The organism is Paenibacillus cookii (assembly GCF_018333375.1).
Taxonomy (GTDB): Bacteria; Bacillota; Bacilli; order Paenibacillales; family Paenibacillaceae; genus Paenibacillus_AQ; species Paenibacillus_AQ cookii.
This window is the reverse complement of record NZ_BORW01000002.1, coordinates 244,361-260,142: the sequence shown is the minus strand read 5'-3', so window position 1 is coordinate 260,142 and position 15,782 is coordinate 244,361. Positions and strand designations below refer to the sequence as shown.

The window sequence follows — 15,782 nt, the reverse complement described above, 5'->3', positions numbered from 1 at the left end:
GTTCATGAGGTAGGCTGCAGCTACGAATACGACCGCGCACCCGGTCCGGATAAACATCATTCCTCACGGGCTTGGCAGCGAAATAAAGCCTAAAGGGCGGGTTGTTATTGCGGCTGACTGCGGTATACTGGGGACAAATGGTCCATAGGATGAATTTTTAGGAGGCATACCATGCATACGCGTCGTAGTTTAATCGATCAGCTGGAAGCGGCCGGAATCGACCGGAAGGGGACGCTGCTCGTTCATTCTTCCATGAAAAGCGTCGGGGAAGTGGAAGGAGGAGCGGATACGGTTTTGGATGCGCTGAGCGAATACATGCGGGAGGGCCTGCTCGTTCTGCCAACCCATACATGGTCATACATTCAGGCCGATAATCCCAAATTTTATGTCGAATCGTCGCCTTCGTGCGTCGGCATTTTGCCGGAATTGTTCCGCAAACGCAAGGGAGTGGTTCGTTCGTATCATCCGACGCACTCCGTCGCCGCTTTAGGCAGGGATGCCGGGGATTTTGTTGCCGGGGCGGAGCGGTATGACACGCCGTGCCACAGGGAATCCCCGTGGGGGAAACTGCTGGACCGCAAAGCGACCATCCTGCTTGTCGGGGTGGATTTAAGGCGCAACACGTTTATTCACGGAATCGAGGAATGGGCGGATGTTCCCGGCAGACTGACCGACGGCCATGAAAACCTGATCGTCGTGCTTGGCGATGGCACGGAAATTCCGGTTCCGTCCCGGCGCCATTGCGGACTTCCGTGGTCGGAACATTTCTGGAAGGTGGAGGGAATTCTTGAGCGGACAGGGGCGATCCGCCGGACGAAATTGGGGGAGGCGGATTGCTGGGCATGCGATGCCGTCCGAATGACGGAGGTCATAAGCGGAATGTTGCAGGACCACCCCGATTTATTTTCGGATCAAGATCCTCTTTCCGAAAGCGCGGTTCAAGAAGCCGAAGCGAAATTCTTAAGGCAAGCGTGATGTTGTTGCCGAAGAGGATACGAATGGATTGTCCGGGGCGTGCTTGCTCCGGGGCGCGAATCAAGAGATAATCATGGCAGGCGTCTGAACGCTGGCCGCTTTTCGGGCCCGCCTATCGATGAAAATGTTGAGCAGGGGAGAACGATGGGACATGGAAATTGTGAAGTTTAGCGAATTTTCGGCGAGTGAGCTTACCCGGTTGTGGAACGAAGGCTTCAAAGGATACGCATTCGACATGACGATGAGCGTCGACGCGTTCATCAAACGGATTCCGGAGAACCAGCTCTCCATGGAGGCGTCGATCGCGATCTGCGATCAAGGCAAGCCGGTAGGTTTCGTCATGAACGGTTTTCGCACCGTCGACGGACGGTTGACGGCCTGGAACGGGGGCACGGGGATCATTCCGGAATACAGGGGCCGGGGGCTCGGCAAACAGCTGATCGGGGCGGCGCTTGACGTCTGCAGGGAAAAAGGCGCCGAGGTGGCCCTGCTGGAGGCGCTGAGCGAAAATGAACCGGCGATCAAGCTGTATGCGAAGATGGGATACCGATGGATCGGGGATTTAAGATTTTACGAGCAAAAGGAAGGATTGAAACCCGATGCTTTGGCGTCGGAGGGGGAGGATGCCTACCAATTCCGGTTCGGCCTGCCCCGGGATGTTCAGCGGTTCAACCTTCCGGTCGGAGACCTGCCGTGGCAAACCCATTGGGAAAACATCGCCGGCGGCGAATCGGTCATCGCAACGGACGCAAATGGGGAACTTGCGGGTTATGCGCTGTTTAGAAAAACGATGGACGCGGGCGGAGAACATCAGGCGACGATTCTGTACCAGTGCCGGACCGTAGAAGATACGGGAGAGCGAGCCCCGGAGCTCCTCAAAGCGCTGTTGTCCCGGGCATATGCCCCGCTGGATGCCAATATAACGCGCCGCGCCGTCAATCTGCGGGTATCCAAGGAGCGCCTCATACGAGTTCTGGAGGAAGCCGGCTTCAAAGCCACGGTTCATCAGGTACATATGAAATGCGAGCTGAACCAGGCCTAGCGTATAGAAAAAATGCCTAAAATAGTATAAAATTGTCTTGTCGTTTGCCGTGATGTTAACGGAGGCTTGAAAACCGAAAATATGCAGCGTTTGCATGAACATAAGCCATGGATCGTGTCATTTTGTCCATGGCTTTCTTACTCCGTGAACGGTGAACGAAGAATTCGTCTTTGAAAGAAGGTGCCGATCTTGGAGCTGTACTTTAGAGATAATTTCTTTAATGCGGGCCGTACGGATATCGTCAACGCCAGGCGGGAGCCTGCAGGGACATTGGATTTGAAAAGCGCGTTCGGCTCGTCGCTCGACGTGCTGGATGCCGGCGGGAACCTGGTTTGCAGCGGAAAGTTCCGGTTCATGTCAAACAAATGGGAGGTGACGGGGGCGGACGGAAGCCTGCTGGGCGTGCTGAAACACCGTCTCAGTTTCATGTCGAAAAAATTCATTTACGAATCAGAGGGGAGAGGAATTTACGAAATTTTTTCGCCCGCGTTCTTCAAGGAATATTCGATCACCGACGAGCGCGGGATCGCGGTTGCCCAATTCGAAAAGGTGAACGGCTGGTTCGAATCCGGAGCTTTTTGCCTGCGGAACGAATCCGAACGTTTGGGGAGCCACGAATTGATCGCCGTCGTTATGGGAGTGCATGAAACGAACAAAAGGACGTCGAATGCGCACCACGCCAACATTCCTTGAGTTTTGTCCTCCGTCCGGAGACGAAAATGGAAGCAGAATGATTCGAAGGAGGCTTGTATTGGAGCCCTTCGGCTGTTATGATATGTGCGTGCTGAAATCGATTACATGAGGATGACTACATATATTTTTGGGAGGAAGCATCATGGCAAACACGAGTATCATTCTGCGCGTTGAACTTGATCATGCGAAGGTCACCTTTGGGGATGTTGCTGCCGCAATCAGCAAATCCGGGGGAGATATCACGTCCATCGACGTGATCAGGCCGGGAAAAGATTCTTCGGTCAGGGACATTACCGTCGAAGTCGTGGACACCGAAGAGGACAACGTCGTCGAATCGCTTAGGAAACAGGATGGCATCAACCTGATCAACGTTTCGGACCGGACCTTCCTCGTTCATTTGGGCGGCAAAATCAAAATTCAGCCGACGCTGCCGATCAAAAACCGGGACGACCTGTCCCGGGTGTATACGCCAGGCGTGGCGAAGGTTTGCACGGCAATCCACGAAAATCCGGAAAAGGCTTACTCGTTGACGATCAAACGCAATACGGTGGCCGTCGTCAGCGACGGCACGGCGGTGCTCGGACTCGGGGACGTTGGCCCTTACGCGGCGGCTCCCGTGATGGAAGGGAAAGCGATGCTGTTCAAGCAGCTGGCCGGGGTCGATGCGTTCCCGATCTGTTTGGATACCCGCGACACGGAGGAGATCATCCGCACCATTAAGGCGATGAGCCCGATTTTCGGCGGCATCAACCTGGAGGACATCAGCTCCCCGCGCTGCTTCGAAATCGAAAGAAGATTGTCCGAGGAGCTGGAAATTCCGGTCTTCCACGATGATCAGCACGGTACGGCCGTCGTGGTCATCGCGGGGCTGCTCAACGCCTTAAAGGTCGTCAACAAACGGATCGAAAACATCCGGGTCGTCGTCAACGGCATCGGCGCCGCAGGGGTTTCCATCTGCAAAATGCTGCTCAGCGCCGGCGTGACCAAATTGGTGCCCGTGGACCGCGAAGGCGCGATCGTCAGAGGCGGAACGTACGAACACGAGATGTGGCAGTGGCTGGCGGACCAGCCTCAGGTCGAGGCGACGGGAGGAACGCTGAAGGAAGTCATTAAAGGCGCCGACGTCTTTATCGGCGTATCCCGCGGGAACTTGCTGAACGGCGAGGATATCCGGGGAATGGGACCCGATCCGATCGTTTTCGCCATGGCCAATCCGGTGCCCGAAGTGTCGCCCGAAGAGGCGCTTCCCCATGCACGGGTATACGCTACCGGCCGGAGCGATTTCCCGAACCAGATCAACAACGTGCTCGTATTCCCCGGATTGTTCCGCGGGGCGCTCGACTGCAGGGCGCGCTGCATCAACGAACCGATGAAGCTGGCCGCCGCGCGCGCCATCGCATCGGTCGTGACCGGCGGCGAGCTGAACGAGCTGTACATCATCCCGAGCATTTTTAACGACCAGGTCGTCATCGAAGTCCGCAAAGCGGTCGTGCAGACAGCGATTTTGACCGGCGTGGCCCGCAGAATTCCGAAAGATTTCCGCTAAGATCACCTGCGATATAGAAAAACCCGCGTTTCTAAGCCAATAGAAACGCGGGTTTTTCCGTTTAAGGCAGCAGGAGCGCCTTGGGATCGATCGGCGGGACAAGACCTTCATCGGCCGCGCGCGTGAGCAGGGAAGAGATCGCGGCGTAACCGTCTTCGCCCAAATTCGCGGTAAAGGAATTGACGTACAAATCGATGTGAGCGTCGGCCACCTTCGGATCCATTTCCTGGGCATGGCTGAGGACGTACTCGCGGGAAGCTTCCGGATGCGCCCATGCATATTCCACCGATGCGCGCGCCCAATCGGAAATGGCCTTGAGATCCAAATTCCGTTTGGCGATGATGGCGCCGAGCGGGATCGGCAGCCCGGTATCCTGTTCCCACCAGTTGCCCAGGTCCGCCATCAACGTCAGGCCGTAATTGGGATACGTAAATCTGGCTTCGTGGATGACAAGCCCGGCGTCGATGTTTCCGTCGCGAACGGCTGGCATGATTTGATCGAACGGCATGACGACGATCTCCCCGATGCCTCTCGGGACGTTTTGGGCAGCCCATAAGCGGAACAGCAGGTACGCGGTGGAACGTTCGCTTGGAACGGCTACGCGCCGCCCGGACAAGCCTTCGGCGTTTGTAGGCGCATCCGGTCCGCCCGACGCGAGCACCAGCGGCCCGCAGCCTCTGCCGAGAGCGCCGCCGCATGGCAGAAGCGCGTAGCGGTCCAGCACCCAAGGCAATGCCGCATAGGAAATTTTGAGCACGTCGTAATCGCTTTGTTCCTGGGCGGCCAGATGGTTCGTAATGTCGATATCCGCATAGGTAACTTCCAGCTGCGGTGCGCCCGGAATAAGGCCATGCGCCCATGCATGGAAGACAAAGGTATCGTTTGGACATGGTGAAAAAGCAATCTTCATTCGGTAAATACCCTCCTTAAAATGTCGCCTGCCGCTTCGAGCGCGGCAAAGGCTTCGCCGAGGCGCCAGGCCGCACGGTCCCTTGGGCCGACGACGTTCGAAATCGTGCGGATTTCGAGCACGGGCAGATTCCACAGCTTGGCGGCGGTCGCCACGCCGAAGCCCTCCATCCCTTCGGCAGCCGCATCGCCGTACCGCGCGGTTAACTTGGCGGTCGTTTCGGCGGAACCCGTTCCCGTCGTGACCGTCAGGATGGTGCCGCGGGTAACGGGAATCCCCTCGGATGCCATGGCATCGGAGAGGGTTTGCACAAGCTTTGAATCAGGCAGGATGACGGAGCTGCCGAAACCAAGCTCGTCCACGCTGAGAAAGCCGTCAGGGGTTTCGGCTCCCAAATCGGCGGCCGCGATCCGGTCGGCGATGACGGTGGAGCCGATCTCCGCCCGTCCCTTGAAGCCTCCGGCGATCCCTGCGCTGATGACCAGGCTGTAGCTGCCCTTCGCAAGCTCTGCGGCCGTCCGTGCCGCCGCCGAGGCCGGCCCGAAACCGGCGAGTTGAACATTAAACCGCTTTGAATCGCGGGTTCCGCGCGTGACGGCCTGCCGCTCTGCTTCGACCGCCGTCATGATCAGGATTCGTCCGTCCGAATCCGCATTTCGGAAGATATCCCCGTCATGCATCACGGTCTCCAAGTCTGATTTCATGCAGAATCCTCCAGTACAATTCATTTGACCTCAACATAATAACCTTATAACTAACGGAACGCCGTGTAAAGCGCGGCTCGGCCGGGGAGATTGCCAACCTTGTTTTTACAAACGCTTTCCCGGAAGGTATAATAGATTTATTGGACATGATGTCAATTAAAGGAGGAATCAGCCATGCTTGCCGAACAGCATATCAAAACGGCCATGCAAAACTACATCGATTGTTTTAACCGGGACGATTTGGAAGGAATCCTTTCATTATATGCGGAGGATGCGGTCGTAGAGGATCCCGCGGGGTCCGAGCCGGTGCGGGGCAAGGCCGCGATCGCGGAATTTTACCGTAAGGTCGTGAACGGAAGCACCCGGATCCGCCGCGAGGAACCGATTCGGGGGTCGCACGAACATTCGGGAGCCATGGCCGTTCATATCGAAACGACAGTCGAAGGCGCAACGATCGTCATTCATGTGATCGAGTTGATGACGTTTAACGAGGAAGGGCTCATTACCGGCATGAAGGCATATTGGGGACAGTCGGATATAGAGACGAAATGATTTTGCGGCCGTTCGCATGTTGCATGTTGTATGTGTTGAAAGAAGTTTTTTAACGTCAACGCGTAGCATTACGGACGGCAGCGGCATGGAGCAGCGAACCTTCGCTGCTTCTTTTTTATTCGGGGGAAATGAGACCGTTAGCCCGATTCCTCGATGCCGTACTGTTCGCTGTAATATAACGCGGTGAAGGACGCCGACGAGACGGCAGAAATGCTATTTCCGCCCGGTTTGCCGCATTAAATAACGTATAGAAACATATGGAAAACAAGAAAATACGGATAAGCGCCTGAAAAACGGAGGCCGCAGCCGTTCCGCAGACCGCCGGCATTGCGCCGAACATGCTGCCGGATACTTTGCCGCGCGGGCCTTCGCCGTTTCCTTTCCCCAAAAAATCGGATATAATTCCTGGATGCGGGTATGAATTGACACATGGCGTAATGACTGGCGATATATTAGAATAGATAGGTCTACGTTTACGTGGCGAAAAGGAATCATTCATTGATTTTGAACATTAATAATGAAGTTGAAAGCGAGAAGGAACCTAATGCTGAATAACCGGATGACTTTTGAAAGCCTGTGCCTGCGGAACGAACCGCTGGCCAACCATTCATCGTACCAAATCGGGGGCGAAGCGAACTTTTTTGCCATGCCCGAAACGGTGGAGGAGCTTCTGACACTGCTGCGGGGCTGCAAAACGCACGGATTGGATTATTTTATTTGCGGGATGGGTTCGAACCTGCTGTTTCCGGACCGTCCGCAGGAGGATACGCTGTACATCTCATTGAAAAAATTCGTCTATTGGGACATCCAGCCGACCAAATGGTTCATATCCTCCGGAACGCCGATGTCCATGCTGGCGATCAGCGGCAGGATGTTCGGCATTCCCGGCTACGAATTCACCTACTTGCTGCCCGGGGGACTTGGCGCGGGAATTTATATGAACGCCAAATACAATCACCATCAGATCAGCGACATCATTAAAACCGTTTATTACGTCGACTTGTCCGACCCGTCCTTGGCCGTTCGGTCGATCGACGTGTCGCAGTGCCAATACGGCTACAAACAATCCATCTTCCAGATGAACCCATGGCTGGTGCTCGGGGCGGATATGCTTGCCGTGCCGGACGAGAAGCAGATCGCTGCCGGCAATGAGCTGCTTGCGCGGTGGAAGGCGAAGGAAGGCATGTCGACGCTGGCTTCTTTTTATTCGTACATGGATGGGGAAGCCGAAGCGCTTAAGAAACAGGGCATCGTCATCCCGGCCGAAATGACCGACATCGCCAATTACCGTAACGGAAAACGACATTTCGAGTTCCCTTCCTGCGGTTCGGTGTTCAAAAACAATTACGACTACGGCGTTCCGGTGGGCGCCCTTGTGGACCGGTTGAACATGAAGGGCAAGGAGCATGGCGGCGCAATGATCTCGCCGTATCACGGGAACATGATCATCAATCACCGGCATGCCACCGCCGAAGACGTGAAATATTTGATGAACGTGATCATCGAAGGGGTCAATAATGCATTCGGCTTTGAACCGGAACCCGAAGTGGTCGTCGTGAAATAAATAAAATAACATACAAGGCTGCGGCCGCGTATAAACCTTTCCGTTTTAGGAAAGGTTTTTTGTATACGTGCAGGCGAGTTTAGAAAAACAAAGTATTGCAAGTAAGTTAATGGGGTTATATAATAAAAAAGTAAGTAAATAAAATATTGGAGGCTACTATACTTATGTCGAATTTCATCGATGCGCTCAAAAACAGACGTTCCATTTATGCCATTAGCAAGGATGTATCCGTTTCGGACGAAAAGATCGTCGAAATCGTCAACGAAGCGGTCAAACATACGCCATCGTCCTTTAACTCCCAAAGCGCCCGCGTCGTCGTTCTGTTGGGCGAACAGCATGACAAGCTGTGGAACCTGACGGAAGAAACGCTCAGAGGCGTCGTTCCAGCCGAAAATTTTGCTCCGACGGCCGAGAAAATGGCCGGATTCCGCAATGGATACGGCACGGTCCTGTTCTTTGAAGACAATGCCGTCATCGAAGGTCTTCAAGCCCAATTCGAAGCTTACAAGGATAATTTCCCTGTATGGTCCAATCAATCCAACGGCATGCTTCAGCTCGTCGTATGGACGGCTTTGGAAGAGGAAGGGCTGGGCGCAAGCTTGCAGCACTACAACCCGCTGATCGACCAAAAGGTCGCTCACGAATGGAACCTGCCTGCAAGCTGGAAGCTGATTGCCCAAATGCCGTTCGGCAAAGTGGTGGCTCCTGCCGGCGAGAAACAATTCCAGCCGCTTGAAGAGCGCGTCAAAGTATTCAACTAATCCAGATCCAACCTGGCATACAGCTACGAATAAAAAGAAAAGGGACGGTTATTCCGAGTTTGTCGGAAAAACCGTCCCTTCTTTTTTAAAACTTGCACGATTAAACGCTTCACGCTGATCACCAGGCTAATGATGCCGTGTGCAAGGCGTAAGCACCGCCTGCCAAGGACGGCGGAGCCGTTTAAGGCTCAGGAGAGGTTTTCCCGCGGGAGGTGCTGAGATGATGGATTTGCTCCTCCAAAATGTTGCTCGTTTTGCCGATGAACTGCATGATGAGCCGGAGCTCGTCCGCCGAATACTGGGAGGCAAGCTCCAGCATCGCCGAATGAAGAGGCGAATACGTGTTTTTGATTGCTTCGTTGTGCTCGTATACCGGAACGATAATGACTCTGCGCCGGTCGGCCGGATCGTTTTCCCTGCGCACGTAACCGCATTTTTCAAGCCGGTCGATCAACGCGGTGATCGTTCCGGTCGCCAGCCCCGTAATTTTGGATAGCTCGCCTGCCGTAATCGGCCCGGTTTCGCGCAAAATGTCAACCGATTTCAGATCGTTATTGTACAAACCGTGGGAGGCGGCGACAAACTGCTGGTACAATACGGTTCGGGTGCCCAACCCCCGCATCAGCAGCGCAAGCTGTTCCCGGAGATCTGCAGGCTGTTCCTGCCGTTCGCTTGACAAACGAGACACCTCCTCTTAATATTTACATATCTCGATGAACGAGATATTCGATAAATGAGATATTAATATGATTTTATCGAACTTGTTCATACTTTGCAAAGGGGAAAGGGGTTTGCGAATGGAAGCTGCCAAAAACAACATAAAGCTGGTTGTGGCAGGCTTGTTGCTTGCCATTTTTATGTCGGCTATCGATAATACCATCGTTGCCACGGCCATGGGGACGATCGTGTCCGATCTTGGCGGGATGGACAAGTTTGTCTGGGTCACGTCCGCGTATATGGTGACCACCATGGCGGGCATGCCGATTTTCGGCAAATTGTCGGACATGTACGGCAGAAAGAGATTTTTTATTTTCGGTTTGGCCGTGTTTTTGATCGGTTCCGCGTTATGCGGGCTGGCTCAAACGATCGAGCAGCTCAGCATCTACCGCGCGATCCAGGGGATCGGCGGGGGAGCGCTTATGCCGATCGCGTTTACGATTATTTTTGACATTTTTCCGCCGGAAAAACGGGGCAAAATGACAGGCCTTCTCGGAGCGGTATTCGGAGCCGCAAGCGTGGTCGGTCCGCTGCTCGGGGCCTATATTACCGATTACATGGGATGGGAATGGGTGTTTTATATCAACGTTCCGATCGGGATCGTTTCGTTTGCGCTGATCATGAAAAACTATAAGGAATCGCCTTCCCATTCGAAGCAAAAGATCGACTGGTGGGGCGCCGCGACGCTCGTTATTGCGGTCATCAGCCTGATGTTCGCGCTGGAGCTCGGAGGCAAGGAGTATGCCTGGAGTTCGGCGCCGATCATTTCGCTGTTTGCGCTCTTCGCCGTTTTTTTCGTCGCGTTCTTTTTCGTGGAGCTCCGGGCGAAGGAGCCGATTTTGCCGTTTTTCCTCTTTAAACGCCGTTTGTTTGCTTCATCGCAAATATTAGCGTTTTTATATGGCGGCACGTTTATTATATTGACGGTGTACATTCCGATCTTCGTCCAGGCGGTCTATGGCGGCTCGGCGACCAATGCAGGACTGATCCTGACGCCGATGATGCTTGGTTCGGTGGCGGGCAGCTCGATCGGCGGCATATTTTCGACGAAGACAAGCTATCGCAATCTGATGGGGATTTCGGTTGTGTTTTATCTTGCAGGCATGTACCTTCTCAGCACGCTCCAGCCGGATTCCGCGCGTTACTTGCTGACATTGTTCATGATCGTCGTCGGCTTTGGCATGGGCTTTTCGTTTTCGTTGCTGCCTACGGCCTCCCAGCATAATTTGGAGCCGCGCTACCGCGGAACCGCGAACTCGACCAACCAGTTTCTTCGTTCGCTGGGGATGACGATGGGGATTACGATTTTCGGCACGATCCAAAATAACCTGTTTACGAGCAAGCTGACGGAGAACTTCAAAGGCATGGGCGGGAATGCCGATTCCGCCATGTCCAGCCTGGGAGATCCCAAGCAAATCTTCGAGCCTAGCGTACGGACGAAGATTCCGGAGGCTGTCCTTTCCAAAATCATCGACGCCATGTCCGGTTCGATCACCCATGTGTTCCTGATTGCTCTCGTCCCGATTGCCATCGCCGTCATTTTCGTCATTGCGATGGGGAAGGCAAGGGTCGAACTCCCTCAGAAGCGGCAGGAGAAAGCCTAAAGGCATTGAAATGCTATAAAACGATAAAACGTCCGAGGTGTCGGGCGTTTTTTCTTTGGGGCAGGAAAGGGAGCTTTTCTGACCGCACGATGTTTTGCGCCCCGCCGGAATGGTTAGACTCATATTAGGAAAAAAGGGTTTCATAACATTCCAAGGAAGAAGGGGTAAACCAATGAGTGACCAACTGAACGCCGCAAAGGCATGGCTGGAGCAAAAAACCGGAGAAACGCTGCTGATCCGCAAAGAGGAGCGGGACGATATCGACGAAACCCGGGTACGCCTGGTGAGCGTGGAATATGACGAAACGGTGCCGACCTTCGACGAATACGCGGAAGGAAGCTCCCTCATTTTGCACGGGGCGGGAAACGTCGTCAGCGGGGACGGCGAATTGCCGCTGCCTAGGGACGAATACCAGATCTACGTGGACGGACAGTTCGACTGCAGCCCCGACGGCAACGGCTTAAGCTTGACGACGGGACGGGCCAAATACCGCATTTCCGTCATTTCTTGACGGTCTTGCCGGCTCGTGCCGACCATGCATCCTTGAAAAGCGGTCGGTGGTTTTTTGGTTTTTTTACAGAAAATCTGTATTAAACATTTGTCATATCCTTCAAAACGTGATAAAGTTAACATTGACCTTATGACTGGAATTGTTTTTCGGTCAATCATAGGATGTAGAGCGAATTCGGGAGGGGAAAATCATAGGAACGGTGGATCGTAAAAAGCAGGTGCTTGAAGCGGCTTCTCGGTCCTTCGCATTGTTCGGCTACAAAGCGACCACGATGGACCAGGTGGCCAAAATCGCCAATGTGGGGAAAGGGACCATCTATACGTTTTTTGATACCAAGGAGCAGCTTTTCGACGAAATCGTCAATGGCGTCATTTCCGAAATGAAATCGATCATTTTGCGGGAAGTGGACCATGACAGGAAGTTTTTTGACAATTTGTTCCGCGTTTTGGATTCTTTTCTGGAATTCCGCAGCGAGCACGAACTCCTCATCAAGCTGTCCCAGGAGCTTCGGGACGTCGGCACGCCTCAATCGCAAGAAGCGATGGCCCAGGTGGAAAACGTCATTCTGGGGTATATCGAAAAAGAAATCGAGCGGGCGATTGCCCGGGGCGAGCTGAGGGATTGCGACCCCAAAATCGTATCTTTCCTGATGGTAAAGATGTACATCGCCTTGACTTCGGAGTGGAACAAAAACCACGAGCCGTTATCCAAGGAGCAGATCAAGGAGCATATCCGGCTTTTTTTGGAGAACGGGCTCGCTGCGAACGCGTAACGCATTCCGGAACCATGGAAGTAGCACCGCCAAACCAAGCTCATACATCGGGAGCAGCTCAGCTCGGGCATGCGAACCGGCGACGGATACCCGGAGCCTGCTTTCGCATGCGCATGATTGACCGGATGATGAAAACAGTCAGAATGTTTTTGGCATCATCGATATTTGGATAAGGAGGGGCTACCGCCAGACATGAATGCATTATCCGTGTTTTTTAAAGACTTAGCTGCGGCCGTCAAAAACCCGAAAGTGCTGATCCCGATCATTGCCGTCATGTTTATCCCGATCATGTACAGCGGCGTGTATCTGGCAGCCTTCTGGGACCCGTACGGCCATTTGGACAATTTGCCGGTCGCCGTGGTGAACCAGGATAAAGGCGCCGAGTTCAAAGGCAAAGAGCTGCATATCGGCTCGGACCTGGTGGATGAACTCAAAAAAGGCAAAGATTTCGACTGGAAGTTTGTCAGCGCAGAGGAAGCGGAGAAGGGGATCAAGGAAAACCGCTATTATATGAAAATTACCATCCCCGAAAACTTCTCCGAACAAGCCACGACGCTGCTGGACGATCATCCGCAGCCGGCAAAAATTTTGTATGAACCGAACGGGGATTACAACTTTATCGCCTCCCAGATCGGAAATACGGCGATCAAGGACATTAAAGCGAAAGTGTCCGCCAAAGTCACCGAATCGTATACCGAAAGCCTGCTCGACAACTTCACGGAAGTTTCGGACGGACTTGCGGAAGCGGGCGACGGGGCGGACAAAATCCATGACGGCAGCGTCGATCTTGACGAAGGAGCCGTCAAGCTGAAGGAAAACCTGAAAAAGCTGGCGGACGGCACGCTGGAAGCCAAAGACGGCATGGGGCCGCTGGCCAAAGGCGTAAGCGATCTTCATCAGGGCGCGGGTCAGCTGAACCAGGGCGCGGGCAAACTCGCCAGCGGGCTGGGTCAGCTGAACGCCGCGGGAGGCCAGCTGCTGAGCGGAGCGAAGCAGGCGCAGCAGGGCGGTTCGCAGCTGCATGCCGGGCTGCAAAGCTCCTTGGAAGGCGCGAAAAAGCTGAACGCAGGCCTTCAAGGTTCGGAGCAGGGCGCAGGCAAGCTTGAAGCGGGGCTTCAAGCCGCCGAAAAGGGCAGCGCGGATCTATCTTCCGGACTCAAGTCTTCCCTTGACGGGGCATCCAAGGTTTCCGAAGGCGCGAAGGGCGTTGCCGACGGACTGCAGCAGCTTGCCTCCTCCAGCCCGGAACTGGCCAAAAACCCGCAATTCCAGAAGCTGCTTGCCGCCAGCCAATCCGTGGCGGAAGGAAGCGCCAAGGTGGCGGCTGGCCAGGAACAGCTGTCCAAAGGCGCCGATTCCCTGCATGACGCGCAGCAGCAGCTGCTGACCGGCGCAACGGCGCTTCATAGCGGGCAGAAACAGCTGCTTGAAGGCAGCGGCCAGCTTGTGAAAGGCCAGGAACAACTCGTGCAGGGCGCCGCGAAGCTGAATGAAGGGCAGTCCGCGTTGACCGCCGGACTTTCAACGTTTAACCAGAAGCTCGGAGAAGCGGCAAACGGCAGCCAAGCGCTTGTCGCCGGCTCGAAGCAGCTCGTGGACGGCACGTCCCAGCTGAAAGGCGGCGTGAACAAATTGTCGGGCGGCCTGGTGACGCTTGCCGACGGGTCGCAGCAGCTGCATAAAGGCGCGGGCGAGCTCGCCAATGGCATCACGAAGCTTGACGACGGTTCGAAGGAGCTGGCAACCAAGCTGAACGATGCGGCCGAAAAAACTTCCGAGCTGAAAAAGACCGACGATCTCGTGAAAATGTTCGCCCAGCCGATCGACTCCGAGGAAAACGACAGCCGCAAAGTGCCGAATTACGGCACGGGCTTGACGCCGTATTTCATGTCCCTCGGTTTGTTCGTCGGGGCGCTCATCTCGACGCTCGTGATTTCGCTCAAAGGCACGACCGTGGAAGGAGCGACAGGCTTCGGCCGTTTCGTCAGCCGCACGCTTTCTTTTGCGGGCATGGGCTTGTTCCAGTCCGTCGTGGCGGCGACCATCATTTTGTACGGACTTGGACTCAAGGTGCAGAGCGTGCCGTATTTCTTCCTCTTCACCTTTATCACGAGTTTGACGTTTATGTTTATCGTGCAGGCGGTCGTCACGTGGTTTGATATGCCGGGACGTTTCCTCATTATCATTCTGCTCATTTTGCAGCTGACGACCAGCGCAGGCACGTTCCCGCTCGAACTGATTCCGGATTGGCTCAAACCGATCAATCCTTGGCTTCCGATGTCGCACAGCGTGCTTGGATATAAAGCCATCATATCCAGCGGGGATTACGACCTGATGTGGAAACAGGCCGGCGTGCTCGGCATCGTCGCCGTCATCTTCCTGGTTTTCAGCCTGATTTATTTCCTGTGGAAAGGAAGCAAAAAGCAGCAGCCTGCCGAGGCGGCGGCTTAAGCAGCAGGAACTTCAGGGCATTCCACAAAAAAACGAAGTCCTGATCCGCAAGGGTCAGGACTTTTTTTCGAATGCAAAAGAGAGTATCATGTTTATGCGCAAGCGATCCTTTTCTCTGCTAGAAACATTTCCGCACTGACATGGCCGGCCATCGGTGAAAGCACGCCGGATGGACGTTTTTCTGAGGTTCAGGGTATAATAAAGAGATCAGACAGGAATGAGGGATTACATGATTACGATTAAAACCAGATCACAAATCGAACAGATGAAGGAAGCCGGAGCCATCCTCGCGGCTTGCCACCGGGAGATCCGAAAGCTGATCGAACCGGGAATCACGACGATCGAAATCGACCGTTTCGCGGAAAAATTCATCCGGGCAGCAGGAGCGACGGCCGAACAGAAAGGGTATAACGGATTTCCTTACGCGACTTGCACATCCGTCAACGACGTTATCTGCCACGGGTTCCCGGGCAGCTACGCCCTCAAGGACGGCGACATCGTGACCGTGGACATGGTCGTGAACTTGAACGGATGGCTGGCGGATTCGGCCTGGTCCTATGCGGTCGGCAACGTGTCCGAAGAAGCGCAGCGCCTGCTGGACGTGACGAAAGAATCGCTCTACAAAGGCATCGAAAAGGCGGTGATCGGTAACCGGATCGGCGATATTTCGAATGCGATCCAGGTGTACGCGGAATCCGAAGGTTTCTCCGTCGTCCGCGAGTTCATCGGCCATGGCATCGGCCGGGAAATGCATGAAGAACCGCAGGTGCCGCATTACGGACCGCCAAAACTCGGCCCCCGTTTGAAGGAAGGCATGGTCATTACCATCGAACCGATGCTGAACACGGGAACGTACCGCAGCAAAATCGACAGCGACGGCTGGACGGCACGAACGCTTGACGGCGGATTGTCGGCCCAATACGAGCACACGATCGCGATTACCGCGGACGGACCGGAAATTCTCACGCTGCAATAACATA

15 protein-coding genes are annotated in these 15,782 nt (G+C 54.5%); 12 read left to right on the top strand and 3 right to left on the bottom strand.

Annotation, left to right across the window (positions count from 1 at the left end):
• Positions 1-171: 171 nt before the first annotated feature.
• From KI367_RS04040 to KI367_RS04025, 4 genes are all read left to right on the top strand, one after another.
• Positions 172-975, top strand: a complete 804-nt coding sequence (locus tag KI367_RS04040) for an AAC(3) family N-acetyltransferase (RefSeq protein WP_212947749.1) — start codon at positions 172-174, stop codon at positions 973-975.
• 151 nt (positions 976-1,126) lie between these two features.
• The gene (locus KI367_RS04035; protein ID WP_212947748.1) at positions 1,127-2,017 is read left to right on the top strand and encodes a GNAT family N-acetyltransferase; all 891 of its coding nucleotides are present in this window, start codon (positions 1,127-1,129) and stop codon (positions 2,015-2,017) included.
• 189 nt (positions 2,018-2,206) lie between these two features.
• Positions 2,207-2,710, top strand: a complete 504-nt coding sequence (locus KI367_RS04030) for a hypothetical protein (protein ID WP_212947747.1) — start codon at positions 2,207-2,209, stop codon at positions 2,708-2,710.
• A 142-nt stretch (positions 2,711-2,852) separates the two neighbouring features.
• Entirely contained in the window at positions 2,853-4,256 is a 1,404-nt protein-coding gene (locus KI367_RS04025; RefSeq protein WP_212947739.1) for an NAD-dependent malic enzyme, read from the top strand.
• A 61-nt stretch (positions 4,257-4,317) separates the two neighbouring features.
• Here the strand turns inward: KI367_RS04025 and KI367_RS04020 are convergent, their stop codons facing one another.
• Both KI367_RS04020 and KI367_RS04015 read right to left on the bottom strand, forming a co-directional pair.
• Complete coding sequence (locus KI367_RS04020) at positions 4,318-5,166, bottom strand: 1,4-dihydroxy-6-naphtoate synthase (protein WP_212947737.1); 849 nt, start codon at positions 5,164-5,166, stop codon at positions 4,318-4,320.
• Entirely contained in the window at positions 5,163-5,870 is a 708-nt protein-coding gene (locus KI367_RS04015) for a futalosine hydrolase (RefSeq protein ID WP_246536582.1), read from the bottom strand. Before KI367_RS04015 ends, KI367_RS04020 begins: the two co-directional genes overlap by 4 nt.
• Positions 5,871-6,044: 174 nt before the next feature.
• Here KI367_RS04015 and KI367_RS04010 point away from each other — a divergent pair, with 174 nt between their 5' ends.
• The 3 genes from KI367_RS04010 to KI367_RS04000 all read left to right on the top strand — a co-directional run bounded on the left by KI367_RS04010 (position 6,045) and on the right by KI367_RS04000 (position 8,747).
• Positions 6,045-6,422 (top strand): nuclear transport factor 2 family protein, encoded by a 378-nt coding sequence (locus KI367_RS04010; RefSeq protein ID WP_212947735.1) that lies wholly within the window; start codon positions 6,045-6,047, stop codon positions 6,420-6,422.
• Positions 6,423-6,966: 544 nt separating this feature from the next.
• Complete coding sequence (gene murB, locus KI367_RS04005; protein ID WP_036711602.1) at positions 6,967-7,986, top strand: UDP-N-acetylmuramate dehydrogenase; 1,020 nt, start codon at positions 6,967-6,969, stop codon at positions 7,984-7,986.
• Between the two features lie 164 nt (positions 7,987-8,150).
• Complete coding sequence (locus KI367_RS04000; RefSeq protein WP_036711604.1) at positions 8,151-8,747, top strand: nitroreductase family protein; 597 nt, start codon at positions 8,151-8,153, stop codon at positions 8,745-8,747.
• A gap of 181 nt (positions 8,748-8,928) precedes the next feature.
• On the opposite strand, the gene KI367_RS03995 is transcribed toward KI367_RS04000, so the two are convergent.
• Positions 8,929-9,369: a MarR family winged helix-turn-helix transcriptional regulator gene (locus KI367_RS03995; RefSeq protein ID WP_052147081.1), complete on the bottom strand. Its 441-nt coding sequence runs from the start codon at positions 9,367-9,369 to the stop codon at positions 8,929-8,931.
• Between the two features lie 175 nt (positions 9,370-9,544).
• On the opposite strand from KI367_RS03995, the gene KI367_RS03990 reads away from it, so the two are divergent.
• The 5 genes from KI367_RS03990 (at position 9,545) to map (ending at position 15,778) form a co-directional block, all read left to right on the top strand.
• Entirely contained in the window at positions 9,545-11,068 is a 1,524-nt protein-coding gene (locus KI367_RS03990; protein ID WP_212947733.1) for an MDR family MFS transporter, read from the top strand.
• A 172-nt stretch (positions 11,069-11,240) separates the two neighbouring features.
• Positions 11,241-11,579 carry a protein YmzB gene (gene ymzB / locus KI367_RS03985; RefSeq protein ID WP_036711608.1) on the top strand — a complete coding sequence of 113 codons (339 nt, stop codon included), beginning with the start codon at positions 11,241-11,243 and terminating at the stop codon, positions 11,577-11,579.
• Positions 11,580-11,769: 190 nt separating this feature from the next.
• Positions 11,770-12,351 (top strand): TetR/AcrR family transcriptional regulator, encoded by a 582-nt coding sequence (locus tag KI367_RS03980; RefSeq protein WP_036711610.1) that lies wholly within the window; start codon positions 11,770-11,772, stop codon positions 12,349-12,351.
• Positions 12,352-12,543: 192 nt separating this feature from the next.
• A complete protein-coding gene (locus tag KI367_RS03975) occupies positions 12,544-14,802 on the top strand; it encodes a YhgE/Pip family protein (RefSeq protein ID WP_212947732.1) in 2,259 nt (752 codons plus the stop codon).
• Positions 14,803-15,031: 229 nt separating this feature from the next.
• Positions 15,032-15,778, top strand: a complete 747-nt coding sequence (gene map / locus KI367_RS03970) for a type I methionyl aminopeptidase (RefSeq protein ID WP_212947730.1) — start codon at positions 15,032-15,034, stop codon at positions 15,776-15,778.
• Positions 15,779-15,782: the final 4 nt, after the last annotated feature.

Coding starts and splice junctions, on each gene's coding strand:
- KI367_RS04040 (WP_212947749.1), top strand. CDS start 172: ATGCATACGCGTCGTAGTTTAATCGATCAGCTGGAAGCGGCCGGAATC.
- KI367_RS04035 (WP_212947748.1), top strand. CDS start 1,127: ATGGAAATTGTGAAGTTTAGCGAATTTTCGGCGAGTGAGCTTACCCGG.
- KI367_RS04025 (WP_212947739.1), top strand. CDS start 2,853: ATGGCAAACACGAGTATCATTCTGCGCGTTGAACTTGATCATGCGAAG.
- KI367_RS04020 (WP_212947737.1), bottom strand. CDS start 5,166: ATGAAGATTGCTTTTTCACCATGTCCAAACGATACCTTTGTCTTCCAT.
- KI367_RS04015 (WP_246536582.1), bottom strand. CDS start 5,870: ATGAAATCAGACTTGGAGACCGTGATGCATGACGGGGATATCTTCCGA.
- KI367_RS04010 (WP_212947735.1), top strand. CDS start 6,045: ATGCTTGCCGAACAGCATATCAAAACGGCCATGCAAAACTACATCGAT.
- murB (WP_036711602.1), top strand. CDS start 6,967: ATGCTGAATAACCGGATGACTTTTGAAAGCCTGTGCCTGCGGAACGAA.
- KI367_RS04000 (WP_036711604.1), top strand. CDS start 8,151: ATGTCGAATTTCATCGATGCGCTCAAAAACAGACGTTCCATTTATGCC.
- KI367_RS03995 (WP_052147081.1), bottom strand. CDS start 9,369: ATGCGGGGGTTGGGCACCCGAACCGTATTGTACCAGCAGTTTGTCGCC.
- KI367_RS03990 (WP_212947733.1), top strand. CDS start 9,545: ATGGAAGCTGCCAAAAACAACATAAAGCTGGTTGTGGCAGGCTTGTTG.
- ymzB (WP_036711608.1), top strand. CDS start 11,241: ATGAGTGACCAACTGAACGCCGCAAAGGCATGGCTGGAGCAAAAAACC.
- KI367_RS03975 (WP_212947732.1), top strand. CDS start 12,544: ATGAATGCATTATCCGTGTTTTTTAAAGACTTAGCTGCGGCCGTCAAA.
- map (WP_212947730.1), top strand. CDS start 15,032: ATGATTACGATTAAAACCAGATCACAAATCGAACAGATGAAGGAAGCC.